Source organism: Pseudomonas sp. JQ170C (assembly GCF_035581345.1).
Classification (GTDB): domain Bacteria; phylum Pseudomonadota; class Gammaproteobacteria; order Pseudomonadales; family Pseudomonadaceae; genus Aquipseudomonas.
Genome location: NZ_CP141608.1, coordinates 2,746,313 through 2,760,578 on the forward strand (window position 1 = coordinate 2,746,313; position 14,266 = coordinate 2,760,578).

Here is a 14,266-nt window from a genome sequence, read left to right on the forward strand (position 1 = left end):
CTTCGTTTTCTCTTCTGGCAAGGACCGCCTCATGGCACTGCATCTCTGGCTCACCTTTTCCCTCGCGTACCTGCTGACTTCCCTCACACCCGGCCCCAACGTACTGCTCACCGTGCGCAATGCCTTGCGCCACGGGCCGTCGGGAATGGGCATGACCTTGATCGGCAATCTTCTGGCCCAACTGCTGGTCATCAGCGCCGTGGCCCTGGGTGTGGGGGCGATGCTGGTCTCCCTGCCGTCCGCCTTTCTGGTGTTGAAGGTAATCGGCGCCGGGTACCTGATCTATCTCGGCCTGCGCCAATTGTTCGCTCGCACGGCCGCACCGGCAGCCAGCCCGGACGTGGCCACGCGCCCGGCACAGGCACAATGGAAAATCGGCGCCGAGGCGTTTCTGGTTTCCGCCAGCAACCCCAAGACGCTGATCTTCTTCTGCGCGTTCCTGCCCCAGTTTCTTGAGCAGGGGCGGCCCATCGTCGAGCAGTTCGGGGTGATGTACCTGACCATCTCCGCCATCGTGTTCGCCGTGCATTCGTTCTATTGCTATACCGCGTATCGCTTCAGCAAGCGCCTGAAAGCTTCGCGGCTGGTGGCGCTGTTCAAGCGCGCTACCGGGGCGTTGTTCATCGGCTTGGGCGTGCGCCTGTTGAGTGCGCGGGCGGTGTGAGCCTGATTGCCCTCTCCCGGGCGGGAGAGGGCAGGCGCAACGGCTCAGATGTGATTGATCTCGCGGTCCTTGGTTTCGGGCAGGAAGAAGGTGCCGAGGATGGCCGTCATCACCGCGATGACGATGGGGTACCACAGCCCGTAATAGATATCCCCGGTGGCTGCCACCATGGCAAACGCCACCGTCGGCAGGAAGCCGCCGAACCAGCCGTTGCCGATGTGGTAGGGCAGTGACATCGAGGTGTAGCGGATGCGGGTCGGGAACAGCTCGACCAGCCACGCGGCAATCGGGCCGTACACCATGGTCACGTAGATCACCAGGATGGTCAGCAGCAACAGCACCATGGGGTAGTTGGTTTTGGCCGGGTCGGCCTTCTCGGGGTAGCCGGCGTCTTTGAGCGCGGTGCCCAGGGTGAGGACGAAGGCATCGTTCTGTGTCTTGAAGTCGGCCGCCGGCATGCCGGTGCCCTCGAAGCTCTGCACCACCTTCTCACCGATACGGATCTGCGCCACCGTGCCCGGCTCGGCCTTCTCGTTCTGGTAGGGAATGGCGCGCTTGGCCAGCACGCTCTTGGCCAGGTCGCAGGAACTGGTGAATTTGGCCTTGCCCACCGGGTCGAACTGGAACGAGCACTGGGCCGGGTCGGCGATCACTGTGACCGGGTTCTTCTCCTGGGCGGTGAACACGTCGGGGTTACCGTACTGGGTCAGCGCATGGAAGATCGGGAAGTAGGTGAGGGCGGCCAGAATGCACCCGGCCATGATGATGCCCTTGCGGCCGATGCGGTCGGACAGGCTGCCGAACAGGATGAAGAACGGCGTGCCGATCAGCAGCGAGCCTGCAATCAGCAGGTTGGCGGTCTGCGGGTCGATCTTGAGCATCTGCAGCAGGAAGAACAGCGCATAGAACTGCCCGGTGTACCAGACCACGGCCTGGCCGGCGGTGCCGCCGAGCAGGGCCATGATGACGATCTTGAGGTTGTCCCAGCGGGCAAAGGATTCGGTCAGCGGTGCCTTGGAGGTCTTGCCTTCGGCCTTCATCTTCTGGAACACCGGCGACTCGCTCAGTTGCAGGCGGATGTACACCGATACGATCAGCAGCAGGATCGACAGCAGGAACGGGATCCGCCAGCCCCAGGCCTCGAAGGCTTCGGTGCCGAGGATGGTCCGGCACGCCAGGATCACCAGCAGCGACAGAAACAGCCCCAGGGTCGCCGTGGTCTGAATCCACGAGGTGAAGTAACCGCGCTTGCCTTGTGGCGCATGCTCGGCCACATAGGTCGCCGCACCGCCGTACTCCCCGCCCAGCGCCAGGCCCTGCAACAGCCGCAGGGTGATCAGGATGATCGGCGCCGCCACACCGATGGTGGCGTAGCTGGGTAGCAAACCAACGATGGCGGTGGACACGCCCATGATCACAATGGTGATCAGGAAGGTGTACTTGCGCCCGATCATGTCGCCCAGGCGGCCGAACACAATGGCCCCGAAGGGACGTACGGCAAAGCCTGCGGCGAAGGCCAGCAGGGCAAAGATGAAGGAGGTGGTTTCGTTGACGCCGGCGAAGAAGTGCTTGGCGATGATTGCCGCCAGGGAGCCGTAGAGGTAAAAGTCGTACCACTCGAACACAGTGCCCAGGGAGGAGGCGAAGATGACTTTGCGCTCCTCCCGGGTGATCCCGCGTTTGGGTGCGCTGCCTGAAGTTGTGTTGTCGATTGCCGCCATGAGTGTTCTCCGTCTTGTTCTTGTAGGCCGGAGCACCTCATCGATATTGTCGCACCCAGGCCCTGGGGCTGATGTCTTGGACTACCGATCACGCACATATTGAACACATGCTGAAGCATAATCAGGTTTGACTAGATATCCACTCGGGTGTGTTGACTGTTCGCGGGGCCGTGGGAGCGGGCTTGCCCCGCGATAGCGCAGGCTGCTGAATGCGGGGGAGCCCCCGCTTCCGTAGCCGCTGGCGCCAGCCTGCGATCGGCCGCGAAGCGGTCGTGGTTCAGGCCACAACATCGGTGCAAGCCGACAGGGGCTCTCGCGGGGCAAGCCCGCTTCCCACAGGATTACCCCCGGAGGGAGCCGGCTTGCCCCGCGAAGCGCAGGCTGCTGAATGCGGGGGAGCCCCCGCTTCCGTAGCCGCTGGCGCCAGCCTGCGATCGGCCGCGAAGCGGTCGTGGTTCAGGCCACAACATCGGTGCAAGCCGAAAGTGCTTCTCGCGGGGCAAGCCCGCTTCCCACAGGATTACCCCGGAGGGAGCCGGCTTGCCCCGCGAAGCGCAGGCTGCTGAATGCGGGGGAGCCCCCGCTTCCGTAGCCGCTGGCGCCAGCCTGCGATCGGCCGCGAAGCGGTCGTGGTTCAGGCCACAACATCGGTGCAAGCCGAAAGGGCCTCTCGCGGGGCAAGCCCGCTTCCCACAAGATTACCCCGGAGGGAGCCGGCTTGCCCCGCGATAGCGCAGGCTGCTGAATGCGGGGGAGCCCCCGCTTCCGTAGCCGCTGGCGCCAGCCTGCGATCGGCCGCGAAGCGGTCGTGGTTCAGGCCGCAACATCGGTGCAAGCCGAAAGTGCTTCTCGCGGGGCAAGCCCGCTTCCCACAGGATTACCCCCGGAGGGAGCCGGCTTGCCCCGCGAGAGCGAACTGTCGATTTCCCCTCCACCCGTTCGACCAGATACATCCCTCCAGCCCGAGAACCCGCCATGGCCACCCCACACTCCGGCTACGCCCCCGTCAACGGCTTGCACCTCTATTACGAGATCCACGGCGAACGCCACGTCGACCAATCGCCGCTGGTGCTGCTGCATGGCGGTGGCGACACCATCGAGACATGCTTCGCCCGGCTGCTCCCGTCCCTGGCGGTCGGGCGCCAGGTCATCGCCTTTGAGCAGCAAGGCTACGGCCATACCGCCGACATCGTTGAACGGCCCTTCAGCTTCGAGCAGTCAGCTGACGATACGGCGGGGCTGCTGGACCATCTGGGTATCGAGCAGGCCGACCTATTCGGTTTCAGCAACGGCGGCACCATTGCCGTGCAGGTGGCGATCCGGCACCCCCGGCGGGTGCGCAAGCTGATGCTGGCATCGGCGTTGGTCAGCCGCGCCGGCGCCTACCCCTGGCTGTGGGAACTGATCGATAACGCCAGCCTTGCGACCATGCCCAAGGAGTTGCAGGTGGCGTACCTGACGGTGGCACCCCAGCCAGAGCACCTGCAACTGATGCACGACAAGGCCGCGCACCGAATGCGCGAGTTCCAGGACATTGCCCGGGAGGCGATTGGCGCAATCACCGCGCCGACCCTTATCGTGGTGGGGGATACGGATGTGGTACGGCCAGAGCATGCGGTGGAGCTGTTCAGGCTGCTGGTGCATGCGCGGTTGGTGGTGCTGCCGGGCACCGATCACATGCAGGTGACAGCCCGGACCGAGTGGCTGGTACCGATGATCGAGGCGTTTTTGCACCCGACCACCAGCCTGTAGGAGCGGGCTTGCCCCGCGATAGCGGTCTGTCTGGTACACCGCATCGCGGGGCAAGCCCGCTCCTACACGATTTGTAGCCAGGGCCAGCGGGATTGGTAGCTGCCGGCCTTTTCGGCGTACAGGTCCGGTTGCGGGTTTTTGCGGTTGATCCGCAGCAGGCCGTGCTCCACATCTTGCAGACCATAAGGGGCATAGACTTCGCCTGTACAAGGGTCCAGGGCGATGCAGGTGCCGGCGATCAGGTAGCGGTCAACCCCGTCCCTGGCCGACTGCAACTGCGGATAGGTTCTGCCGAACCGCTCGCCATACCACAGGTGCACACGTGCCTGATTGCGCACCTCGACATTGACCCCAAGGTCTTGAAACAGCCGCCCGGCACGCTGGATCACCTCATCCTCGGCTTCCCACGACAGGTCTTCGTCAAAGTAGAACACGTCGTAGTCCTTGACCCCCCAGCCGGCCGGTTGCTGCGCCTGGCAATTCCACACCGCCTGGAACAGGCAGCCCGCGGTGAGCAGGCACTGATCCAATCCCAGCGAGGGCAGGCGTGAGGTGAGAGCAACGTTGATGGGGTTGGTCATCGCAATGCTGACCAGCTGTTCTGCTGTCAATGTCATGGGCATTCCTGTGCATGGGGTGGCGTGCGCGTCGGCCGGCCAGTGGGATGACAGGTGTATGCCGTAGCCCCCGTCTACGTCAACCGCAGCGCCACATGGCCTCGGTTGTTGCCATAACAGTTCCAGGCATCATTGGCGTAGGCATATAAATAGCCCGAGCGTTTGGGGGTATACGTGCGCCCCTCGCCAATTTTGAACGTCTCGGGTTTGATCAGATAACCCTGTGCATCCACGCCGTCGCCATTGGCGATGGCGCCCATCAGGCAGAACCAGGGGTATTGTTCGTGACGCTTGGTGTAGCGGAAGCTGGCGTCACGGTTGTTGAACAGTTTGCCGTACCAGGACTCCACCTGCCCAAAAGCGCTCGCCACCAGTTGCACGACTTCCGCGGGCTGGAAATTTCCGTCATTGGTGCCCTCGGGGCCGCACTTGATAGAGCTGTCCAACCACTCTCCCGAGGCACTGAAGGTGTAGGTCACGCCCGCTTCCAGCCATACACCGGTTTCGTTCCAGGGTAGTCGGGCCGAGATATCCAGCACCAGGGCCGGTGAAGGTGCAATCAGGGGAGAGTGTCGATAGGGGTATTGGGTGATCGGCGGGTCCTCCTGGCGCTTGAGCGCCGATGCATGAAAACGGGCCGGCTGCTTGGCGATATTGGCAATGCTGCGTGGCTGGGTGGGTAACAGGCTAAAAACGCCATCACAGGAGTCATGCATCATGTCGTGGTAATCGGGCCTGATCTGTTTGATCGCGTCGTTGAACCGCAACCCGCAATTGCCCGCCTCCTCGATCATCCACTGAAGGGCGCCATCGGCCAGGCCGCTTTCGCGATACCCGCCACCCACGTCCGAATGCACGCCGGGGAACCATAACTCTTGGACATCCTGCTTGGCCGGCACCTTGGTCCACAACGTAGGCTGGAACGAGGCGCGACGTTCATCCATGGCCAGTGCGTGCCGCGCTGTTTTTACCGAAGGATGGAGGGTGGTGTCGTGGAAGGTGTAGCGGTTGCGATCATCGAGCAAGTTGAGCAGGGCCATATCATCAGGAATGCCAAGTGCACCGACGGTGTCCCACACCCCAATGAAACGCACAGCAATAGTGGCGCCCGCCGCATTATGGAACTGCCATCCCAACGCGTCCCAGTCCTGGCGGGCTTCCAGTTTTCGCCGGTAACCCCGTTTCAACAAGTGGTCGATCCGGCGCCACACTTGCGCCGGTTGTAAATCCGCAATCTTCAGCAAGCCACAATGGGTGATAAAGCCGCAGAGGCTGCGTACCGTGTAGGCGCCGCGACTGAAACCAAACAGATAGATGTCGGCGCCAGGGCGATAGCTGTAGCAAAGCCTCTGGTAAGCGCTCTTGATGTTATCGTCGAGCCCGGCCCCAGTGCCGCCACCGATGGCCTTGTCCCACCACTTTCCCGAGGTGCCGACTCCGGGGTGGTAATACTTTTCCTGTCGGACGCCCTTGGCATCGTTCTCCGCTACAGCGTTATGCAACCTGACCACGTTGGTCGGGGCCGGCACGCCTTTGTCGAGCTGTTCAGGCGTGTTCCAGGTGCCGTCGCAGCAAATCACGATGTTAGCCATGACAAGTCCTCAAACGAGCGGTGAGTGAAGTCAAGATCGGTTCGGAGAGTCGGTCAAGCAAGGCGGGTAAAGAGTCAGTTACATAAACTCGTGGTCCAGCGTAATGCCAGTTTGGAACTTGATATTGACGTACCGAGCAAAACAGAAGGAACGCCGGTGGGCGTTTCCAACTGCGGCAACATTGTGTGGAACTATCCTGAATAAGGTACGTTTAGATCCACTTCAACATCCCGAGGTTTGGAGCGTTTTGCGAACCAGAGCTTGATCCCCACCAGCACAGGCGCCGCGACGGCAAACAGCAAAGTAACCGCGACAAATGCGGTATCGAAGGCCATCACCGTGGCCTGTCCCGACACCACCCGCCCCAGCAGGGCCGTTGCTGCCCGGCCCGCCGCCAGCGCATCCAGCCCCTTGCCGGCCAGCAAGGCCGTTGTGCTGGCCAGCCGCTCGATCAGGGCTGCGCCGCCCGGTGCGATGTGCGTGCCCAGCACCACGGCATTGTGCGCCAGGCTGTGGTCGATCAAGGTCTGCAAGCCGGCCACCCCCATCAGGCCACCCAGTTGTCGCCCGGTATTGAACAGGCCAATGCCGGCGGCCAGGTTGCGGCTGTTCAGGTGGCTGAAGGCAATCAAGGTGATCGACAGGAACAGAAAGCCCAGCCCCAGGCCGCGCCACACTATGGCCGCCATCATGTCATCGCTGCCGCTTTCCTGGGTCGAACCCGACAACATCCACATCGCCAGCATGATCATCAGGATGCCGAAGGGCACGGTGGCGAACGGTGCAATCCGCCGCACCTGAAACAGGTAGGCCGAAACCAGCAGCCCAGCGCAAAACACCCCTCCGCTGGGCAATAGCAGCAGGCCGGCCTCTGTCGGGGTGAACGCGAGCACCGACAGGGCGAATGCCGGGATCAGGTACGCGCTGCCAAACAGGGCAGCACCGGCGACAAAGCTGACAATGAAGGCGAAGGCAAAATCAGCCGATCTGAACAGGCTGAAGTCGAGCAGGCCGTCGCCGCCGGCGTGCAGTTGCTGGCCAATGAACGCCAGCAAGGCACTTGAGCCGATCAGCGTCAGCCACAGGATACGAGGCGCTTCAAACCAGTCCCAGCGGCTGCCCTGACTGAGGACGTAGGTAAAGCAGCACAGGCTGCACGCCATCAAGACAACGCCGAGCGTGTCAAAAGGCTGGGCGCGGGGACGGCGCGGCGCGGGGGCGTCGACCAGCAGGAACAGCCCGGCTGCCATCAAGGCGAGGGGCGCCACACTGAAGAAGATCCATGCCCAGGACTGGCTATCGAGCAGCCATCCTTGCAGGGCGGGCGCGAGGGTGGCGGGGGCGACCACAGCGCCCATGGCAAACACGGCTTGAAGCAGGGGCTGGTGGGCGCGGGCATAGGCGCGAAAGATAATCGCCTGCCCCCCGACCAGCACCGTTGCACCGGCAAAGCCTTGCACCATGCGAAGCAGTACCAGCAGCTCCAGCTGCGTGGTAATGGCGGCGACGGCGCAGGCCAGGCCCATGACCGCGGTGGCGGCCATGATCACCTGGCGCGGCTGGAAACACCTGAGCCACCAGGACGCCGTCATGAAGCCGATCAACTTGAACGCGGTGTAGCCGATGTCCAGCCAGGCGAACTCATCGGGTGTTGCGTAGGTATCGCCGATGATGTCGCTGCGGCCCAGGGCCAACACGGTGCTGGCGATTGCCTCGGTGAGCGCGGCAAGGACGATGCCCATCAGCAGCAGGGCACTGGCAACCCGGTTCACGATCCACCCCCAAGGGCCACCTCGACCCGCGCCGACAGCCCCGGCACGATACGCCCCGGCAGCGGGTTATTGGCCAGGGTGATCTTGACCGGCACCCGCTGCACCACCCGGACGAAGTTGCCGGTGGCGTTGTCGGTGGGTAGCAGGCTGAACGCCGAGCCGCTACCCGGAGCAAAGCTGTCCACCACCCCTTCAAGCCGGTCGTCGGGGAAGCCATCGACGGTGATGCGCACGCGCTGGCCGGGTTGCAGCTGTTCAAGCTGGGTTTCCTTGAAATTGGCCACCACCCACACCTCGTGAACCGGCACGATGTCGAGCAAGGCAGCACCGGTTGTCACGTAGCGGCCCACCCGTACCTGGCGGTTGCCGACAACGCCGTCCACCGGCGCCCGGACCACCGTGCTGTCCAGGTCGATCCGGGCCAGCTCCCGTGCAGCCTGCGCCTGCATCACGGCGGCCACGGCGGCGTCGCGCTGGGCCATCAGCACGGCAACGGTCTGCTGCTGCGCATCGACAGACGCCGAGGTGGCCGACACGCTCGCCACCGCCTTGGAGCGTGCTGCGCCCGTTTCATCGACCAGGGCCTGGCTGACCGCATGGCTGACGATCAGCTTGCGGCTGCGGTCATGGGTCTTGCTGGCCAGGCTCATGTCGGCGGCGGCCGAGCGGTGCTGCGCCTGTGCCTGGCGTATCAGGGCATGCTGCAAGCGGGTCTGGGCATCGATATGGCTCAAGCGCGCCTGGGCAGCACTGACATTGGCCTCGGCCTGGGCCAGGTGCGCTCGGTAATCCTTGTCATCAATGCGAAACAGCACCTCCCCGGCGCGCACGGCCTGGTTGTCCCTGACGTCCACCGTGGTGACATAACCGGCCACCTTGGCGGCAAGCGAGGTGACGTCGCCGCGTACATAGGCGTTGTCGGTCGAGAGGCTGCTGCTGGCGAACCCCATCACCCAGCCGCCCACCAGCACAGCCAGGGCACTGGCGCATAACAACAGGCCGACGGCCTTGCGCTTGCCCGGGCGCGGTGGGGCAGGTGCCACCTGGGCGCGGGGGGCGCTGTCGACACTGTCAGGGGCGGCGTTCATGTTCGTGTGTCCTGTGCAAGGCCGGCGCCCTCGGCAACGCTGGGTTGGCGAGGGTCGCGCGGTGAGTGGGGGTCAGGGCTTGACCGGCTTGACCAGCTCCTTCTCGCTGCTGTCGAGCACGAACACCGCCAGCAGGCGGGCAGGCTCGGTGGTGCTGGCGTTGGCGCTGACGGCATGGAAGGCGCCAGGCTCTTCGACAAAGTTTTCGCCGGCCTTGTAGACCTTCTCTGGCGCGTCGCCGACCTTGCTGCGCACCGCACCCTCCAGCACCGTGGCATAGATAAAGGCCGACTTCGGATGCAGGTGGGCCGGGGAGGCGCCCCCGGGGGCGTATTCCACCAGCACACCCTTCATGCTCTTGCCCGGCACATTGGGCAGGGCGCGGTCGAATACCACCGTGACCTTGCCCGGCTGCGGCTCGGCGGCCCAGGCGGTGCTGAGGGTCCAGGCCGCAAAGGCGGCGACCAGTACAGTTCGGCTAAACATGGCAATGCTCCTGTTCAGGTAGATGAGAGGGCGACTCAGCGCCCGGCCTGGGCTGCGAGCCAGTCCTCGAAACGGATGGCACCCAGGCGCGGATTGTTGCTGCCCGGGGTCAGCGATTGGTCGTCAAGCTCCGAACCGAAGTAGCGCGCATGGACGTCCGGAACCACCTTGCGGGTGTCCTGGGTGGCGCGGAAAAAGCGCCGTACCAGCTCGTCCATCGGCATGGCCTCGGGGCCTGCGACTTCTGCCGTGCCGTTGAGCGGTGCGGCCAGGGTGACGTCGGCCAGCGCCGCGACGACGTCATCCGATGCCAGCGGCTGGATCAGCGCCGGTGACAGGTGGACCTCTTCGCCCACCGTGGCTGACTCGGCGATGCCGCCGACAAACTCGAAGAACTGCGTGGCGCGCAGGATGCTGTACGGCATGCCGGCGGCCTTGATGAGGTTCTCCTGGGCGACCTTGGCGCGGAAGTAGCCGTTCTCGGGCTGGCGTTCACAGCTGACGATCGACAGCGCCACGTGATGGCGCACACCCGCGGCGGCTTCGGCGGCCAACAGGTTACGGGTCGAGGTTTGAAAAAATTCCATGACCGCCTGGTCGTCCCAGGCGGGGGCGTTGGCGACGTCGACGACAATGTCGGCGCCATCCATCGCCTCGGCCAGCCCTTCACGGGTGATGCTGTTCACACCTGTATTGGGGGAGGCGGCGAGCGCCTCGTGGCCGCGTTGGCGCAGGGTGTTGACCAGTTTCGAGCCGATGAGGCCGGTGCCTCCGATAACGACGATCTTCATGGCGTTTCTCCGCTTGCCGACGGCAACGGTTGCTGTCGATGTACAGAGCGTGCGCCCGTGGCGGGGGGAAGTCCTTGTGCCGGCCTTGGGTTTGTCTTCGGGTGCGCTTGGTTTTCTGTCCAATTTCGCTGGCAGCCTTGCTGGACGGTGCAGCGGCAGGCAGGCTGCCGTATCATCGAAAGCACCCACCAATGCCCGCTCGGACACGGAGTCGAGAGCACTCGACCAAAGGATCCGTACCTTGCAATTCGTGTTTGAAGACTACGTGCTCGACCAACAGCGCCGGGAGCTGACCTTGCGCGGGCACGTCGTGGCCGTCGGCCCTCAGGTGTTCGACCTGCTGCTGCAGCTGGTCAGCAACGGCGAGCGTGTCATGAGCAAGGACGAGTTGCTCAAGGCGGTGTGGGGCGATCGCATCGTTTCCGAATCCACCATCACCAGCCACATCAATGCGGTGCGCAAGGCCATCGGCGACACCGGCGAGGAGCAACGCCTGGTGCGCACGGTGGCGCGCAAGGGCTACCGCTTTGTCGGCCAGCTCAAGGTCGAGGAGGGCGAGCCGCTGAGCCTCGAATTGCCTGCACCGACCGTGGCGTTGGCGCTGGCGCTGCCAGACAAACCCTCGATCACCGTGCTGCCGTTTCACAACCTCTGCGGCGACCCGCAACAGGACTATTTCGCCGATGGCGTGGTGGAAGACATCATCGCGGCCCTGTCGCGCTTGCGCTGGCTGTTCGTCATTGCCCGCAACACCAGTTTTACCTACAAGGGCCGGGCGGTGGACGCGCGCGACGTCGGCCAGGAGCTGGGCGTGCGTTACGTGCTCGAAGGCAGCGTGCGCAAAGCCGGCAACAAGGTGCGCATCACCGGCCAGCTGATTGATGCAAGCACCGGCACGCACCTGTGGGCCGAGCGCTTCGAGGGCCTGCTCGATGACATCTTCGAGTTGCAGGACCAGGTCACCGAAAGCGTGGTGGGCGCCATTGCGCCGCAGCTGGAGCGTGCGGAGATCGAGCGGGCCAAGCGCAAACCCACCGACAGCCTGGACGCCTACGACTACTACCTGCAAGGCGTCGCCAAGCTGCACAACGGCACCCGCGAGGCCATCGACCAGGCCTTGCTGCTGTTCTACAAAGCCATCGAACTGGACCCTGAATATGCCTCGGCCTACGGCATGGCTGCCTGGTGTCACTTCTGGCGCAAGCTCAATGGCTGGATGAGCGAGCGCAGCGTGGAGATTGCCGAGGGCGCACGGCTGGCGCGCCTGGCCGTGACCCTTGGCCGCGATGATGCCGTGGCGCTGACGCGCGGCGGTCATGCACTGGCTCACCTGGCCGGTGATGTCGATGGCGGCATCGCCTTGCTCGACCGGGCCCGGCTGCTCAATCCCAACCTGGCGCCGGCCTGGTTCCTGGGCGGGATCTTGCGGGCGTTCCGGGGTGAAACCGATGCCGCCATCGCCAACCTCACCCATGCGGTGCGCCTGAGCCCGCTGGACCCGGAAATGTTCCGGATGCAGATCGGCATGGCGCTGGCGCAGTTCTTCGCCGGGCACTTCGATGCCGCCTGCACCTGGGCGGAAAAGGCCCTGGGCAACCTGCCCAACCTGCTCGCGCCGGTTGCCCTGGCGGCGGCCAGCTACGCGCTCAGCGGGCGGATGGACAAGGCGCAGCAGGCCGCCGAGCGCCTGCGCCAGCTGGACCCGTCGATGCGCGTGTCGAACCTGAGGGAGTGGCTGCCGATCCAGCGCCCGGAAGACCTGGCGCGGTTTGCCGAGGGGTTGCGGCTGGCGGGGTTGCCGGAGTAGGGCGCAGGTCCCGCCCCGGGATGTTGCCAGCGTTCGTCCACGCAGTTATTGTCAACGCCATGAACGATTTCCGCCTGGCCTCGACCACCACCCCGACCATGACCGCCACAGGCGGGCCGTGAGCGGTGTCGTGAGCCAGTAACGCACGAACCCAAAGGCCCGCCCATGATGGACAGGGCCTTTTTCTTTGCCCTGGCGTCACGGGCTCCACAGCAAGGAAAGCAGCATGTACGCACTGTTGATTCTCGATATGCAGGTCGGCTTGTTCCACGGCCCGGAAAAGCCCTGGCACGGTGAAGCGTTGCTCGGCACCGTCAACACCCTGATGAGCAAGGCACGCACGGCGGGAGCGCCGGTCTTCCTGGTTCGCCATGTTGGCCCGGTGGGTTCGCCCATTGAGCCTGGCAGCCCGCTTACCGCGTTTGAGCCAGCACTCGCTGTAGAGGGGCAGGACATCATCATCGAGAAAACCCGCCCCAACGCCTTCGCCCACACCGACCTTGCATCGCAGTTGCAGGCACGGGGTGTCGAGGGGGTGGTGATTGTCGGCATGAAGACCCAGTACTGCGTCGACAGCACCTGCCGTGCTGCGCGGGATTTGGGGTTTGAAGCGGTCTTGATTGCCGATGGGCATACCTGTGCCGACACCCCGCAGTTTACAGCCGAATCAATCGTCGCCCACCACAACGCGACCCTGGCGGGCGCGTTCTGCCGCGTACTCCCCGCCCACGACTGGACCTTCTGACACCTCCGGTAGGAGCGGGCTTGCCCCGCGATAGCGATCTACCTGACCCACCGCTATCGCGAGGCAAGCCCGCTCCTGCAGTCTGTATGCCGTGTATGGCCTCGATCTGTATCTACTCGGCTGGACTCACCCGGCTTAGCATCAAACGCTCCGCCCAGGTGCTGGCCATGAACATTCCCGCTTTGACGACCCGTCGGCTGCTGCCGAGCGACCTTGAAATGATCTGCACGCATCGCCAAGCGATGTTCCTGGAAGCGGGCGGTGACCCTGCGCAGTTGCGGCTGATGAGCGAACACTTCCGGCCCTGGCTCGAACCACGCCTGCGCGATGGCCGCTACTTCGGCTTTGCCTTGATGGACGCCCACCAGGCTGTGGCGGCGATCGGCCTGATGTCCCTCGATTGGCCACCGCATCCCTCTCACCCGACCCAAGGTGAGCGGGGTTACGTGCTCAACGTGTTTATCGAGCCTGCCTACCGGCGTCGGGGCCTGGCCACAGCATTGATGCAACTGGCGCAGGCTGAATTCACTCAGCGCGGCATCAGCTTCGCCGTACTGCACGCGACCGAGGCGGGCAGGCCGGTGTATGAAGGGCTGGGGTGGAGGCCGACGGCGGAAATGGCGAAGGCGTTCTGAGCACCTGCCGGGTAATCCCCGCCCAGCGCCGGACCTTCTGACACCCCCCGGTAGGAGCGGGCTTGCCCCGCGATAGCGATCTGCCTGACCCACCGCTATCGCGGGGCAAGCCCGCTCCTACAGCCGTTGGTCGAGGATCGACAGGTGATGTCGATTCCACCGCCGCCAGTTCGACTACTTCGCAGACCACCCCCCACTGCAGGAGTAATCACCATGGCTTACGTCGAAGGTTTTGTAATCGCAGTCCCCACCGCCAACCGCGATGTATTCAAGGAGCACGCCGAAAAAGCAGCCGTCGTGTTCAAGGAGGCCGGCGCCCTGAAGGTCATCGAGTGCTGGGGCGATGATGTGCCGGACGGTAAGGTCACTTCGTTCCCGATGGCGGTGAAGTGCAAGCCCGATGAAACGGTGGTGTTTTCCTGGATTCTCTGGCCTTCGCGAGAAGCGCGTGATGCCGGGTTCAAACAGGTGATGGAAGATCCGCGCTTGCAGCCGGACAAGAATCCGATGCCGTTCGATGGGCAGCGGATGATCTTCGGGGGCTTCGAGGTGCTGGTGGATGTCTGAGGCCCCTTGCGGGGCAAGCGCCACCTTGC

At 64.1% G+C, this 14,266-nt stretch carries 13 protein-coding genes; 6 read left to right on the plus strand and 7 right to left on the minus strand.

Annotated elements, in window-relative coordinates:
• Nucleotides 1-31: 31 nt before the first annotated feature.
• Nucleotides 32-664: a LysE family translocator gene (locus tag U9R80_RS12675; RefSeq protein WP_301842349.1), complete on the plus strand. Its 633-nt coding sequence runs from the start codon at nt 32-34 to the stop codon at nt 662-664.
• Between the two features lie 44 nt (nt 665-708).
• Here U9R80_RS12675 and U9R80_RS12680 read toward each other — a convergent pair whose 3' ends face one another.
• Nucleotides 709-2,385 carry an MFS transporter gene (locus U9R80_RS12680; RefSeq protein WP_301842350.1) on the minus strand — a complete coding sequence of 559 codons (1,677 nt, stop codon included), beginning with the start codon at nt 2,383-2,385 and terminating at the stop codon, nt 709-711.
• 975 nt (nt 2,386-3,360) lie between these two features.
• Between U9R80_RS12680 and U9R80_RS12685 the strand changes: the two genes are divergently transcribed.
• On the plus strand, nt 3,361-4,137 hold the full coding sequence (locus tag U9R80_RS12685; protein WP_301842351.1) for an alpha/beta fold hydrolase: 777 nt from the start codon (nt 3,361-3,363) through the stop codon (nt 4,135-4,137).
• Between the two features lie 62 nt (nt 4,138-4,199).
• On the opposite strand, the gene U9R80_RS12690 is transcribed toward U9R80_RS12685, so the two are convergent.
• From U9R80_RS12690 to U9R80_RS12715, 6 genes are all read right to left on the minus strand, one after another.
• The gene (locus tag U9R80_RS12690) at nt 4,200-4,754 is read right to left on the minus strand and encodes a nucleotidyltransferase family protein (RefSeq protein ID WP_301842352.1); all 555 of its coding nucleotides are present in this window, start codon (nt 4,752-4,754) and stop codon (nt 4,200-4,202) included.
• A gap of 74 nt (nt 4,755-4,828) precedes the next feature.
• Nucleotides 4,829-6,346, minus strand: coding sequence for a DUF2235 domain-containing protein (locus U9R80_RS12695; RefSeq protein ID WP_301842354.1), 1,518 nt, complete (start codon nt 6,344-6,346; stop codon nt 4,829-4,831).
• Between the two features lie 191 nt (nt 6,347-6,537).
• Nucleotides 6,538-8,088, minus strand: coding sequence for an MFS transporter (locus U9R80_RS12700; protein WP_301842390.1), 1,551 nt, complete (start codon nt 8,086-8,088; stop codon nt 6,538-6,540).
• A 26-nt stretch (nt 8,089-8,114) separates the two neighbouring features.
• Nucleotides 8,115-9,206 (minus strand): HlyD family secretion protein, encoded by a 1,092-nt coding sequence (locus U9R80_RS12705; RefSeq protein WP_301842355.1) that lies wholly within the window; start codon nt 9,204-9,206, stop codon nt 8,115-8,117.
• A gap of 72 nt (nt 9,207-9,278) precedes the next feature.
• Complete coding sequence (locus U9R80_RS12710; RefSeq protein ID WP_301842356.1) at nt 9,279-9,692, minus strand: cupin domain-containing protein; 414 nt, start codon at nt 9,690-9,692, stop codon at nt 9,279-9,281.
• Nucleotides 9,693-9,727: 35 nt separating this feature from the next.
• The gene (locus U9R80_RS12715) at nt 9,728-10,483 is read right to left on the minus strand and encodes an SDR family oxidoreductase (RefSeq protein WP_301842358.1); all 756 of its coding nucleotides are present in this window, start codon (nt 10,481-10,483) and stop codon (nt 9,728-9,730) included.
• Between the two features lie 241 nt (nt 10,484-10,724).
• On the opposite strand from U9R80_RS12715, the gene U9R80_RS12720 reads away from it, so the two are divergent.
• The 4 genes from U9R80_RS12720 (at nt 10,725) to U9R80_RS12735 (ending at nt 14,237) form a co-directional block, all read left to right on the plus strand.
• Nucleotides 10,725-12,290: a winged helix-turn-helix domain-containing tetratricopeptide repeat protein gene (locus tag U9R80_RS12720; protein ID WP_301842359.1), complete on the plus strand. Its 1,566-nt coding sequence runs from the start codon at nt 10,725-10,727 to the stop codon at nt 12,288-12,290.
• A 226-nt stretch (nt 12,291-12,516) separates the two neighbouring features.
• Complete coding sequence (locus U9R80_RS12725) at nt 12,517-13,035, plus strand: cysteine hydrolase family protein (RefSeq protein WP_301842360.1); 519 nt, start codon at nt 12,517-12,519, stop codon at nt 13,033-13,035.
• Nucleotides 13,036-13,202: 167 nt separating this feature from the next.
• Nucleotides 13,203-13,670, plus strand: coding sequence for a GNAT family N-acetyltransferase (locus tag U9R80_RS12730; RefSeq protein ID WP_301842362.1), 468 nt, complete (start codon nt 13,203-13,205; stop codon nt 13,668-13,670).
• A gap of 213 nt (nt 13,671-13,883) precedes the next feature.
• Nucleotides 13,884-14,237, plus strand: a complete 354-nt coding sequence (locus U9R80_RS12735; protein ID WP_301842364.1) for a DUF1428 domain-containing protein — start codon at nt 13,884-13,886, stop codon at nt 14,235-14,237.
• Nucleotides 14,238-14,266: the final 29 nt, after the last annotated feature.

Excerpts from the sequence above, each read along its gene's own strand:
- U9R80_RS12675 (WP_301842349.1), top strand. The coding sequence starts at position 32 with ATGGCACTGCATCTCTGGCTCACCTTTTCCCTCGCGTACCTGCTGACT.
- U9R80_RS12680 (WP_301842350.1), bottom strand. The coding sequence starts at position 2,385 with ATGGCGGCAATCGACAACACAACTTCAGGCAGCGCACCCAAACGCGGG.
- U9R80_RS12685 (WP_301842351.1), top strand. The coding sequence starts at position 3,361 with ATGGCCACCCCACACTCCGGCTACGCCCCCGTCAACGGCTTGCACCTC.
- U9R80_RS12690 (WP_301842352.1), bottom strand. The coding sequence starts at position 4,754 with ATGACATTGACAGCAGAACAGCTGGTCAGCATTGCGATGACCAACCCC.
- U9R80_RS12695 (WP_301842354.1), bottom strand. The coding sequence starts at position 6,346 with ATGGCTAACATCGTGATTTGCTGCGACGGCACCTGGAACACGCCTGAA.
- U9R80_RS12700 (WP_301842390.1), bottom strand. The coding sequence starts at position 8,088 with ATGGGCATCGTCCTTGCCGCGCTCACCGAGGCAATCGCCAGCACCGTG.
- U9R80_RS12705 (WP_301842355.1), bottom strand. The coding sequence starts at position 9,206 with ATGAACGCCGCCCCTGACAGTGTCGACAGCGCCCCCCGCGCCCAGGTG.
- U9R80_RS12710 (WP_301842356.1), bottom strand. The coding sequence starts at position 9,692 with ATGTTTAGCCGAACTGTACTGGTCGCCGCCTTTGCGGCCTGGACCCTC.
- U9R80_RS12715 (WP_301842358.1), bottom strand. The coding sequence starts at position 10,483 with ATGAAGATCGTCGTTATCGGAGGCACCGGCCTCATCGGCTCGAAACTG.
- U9R80_RS12725 (WP_301842360.1), top strand. The coding sequence starts at position 12,517 with ATGTACGCACTGTTGATTCTCGATATGCAGGTCGGCTTGTTCCACGGC.
- U9R80_RS12730 (WP_301842362.1), top strand. The coding sequence starts at position 13,203 with ATGAACATTCCCGCTTTGACGACCCGTCGGCTGCTGCCGAGCGACCTT.
- U9R80_RS12735 (WP_301842364.1), top strand. The coding sequence starts at position 13,884 with ATGGCTTACGTCGAAGGTTTTGTAATCGCAGTCCCCACCGCCAACCGC.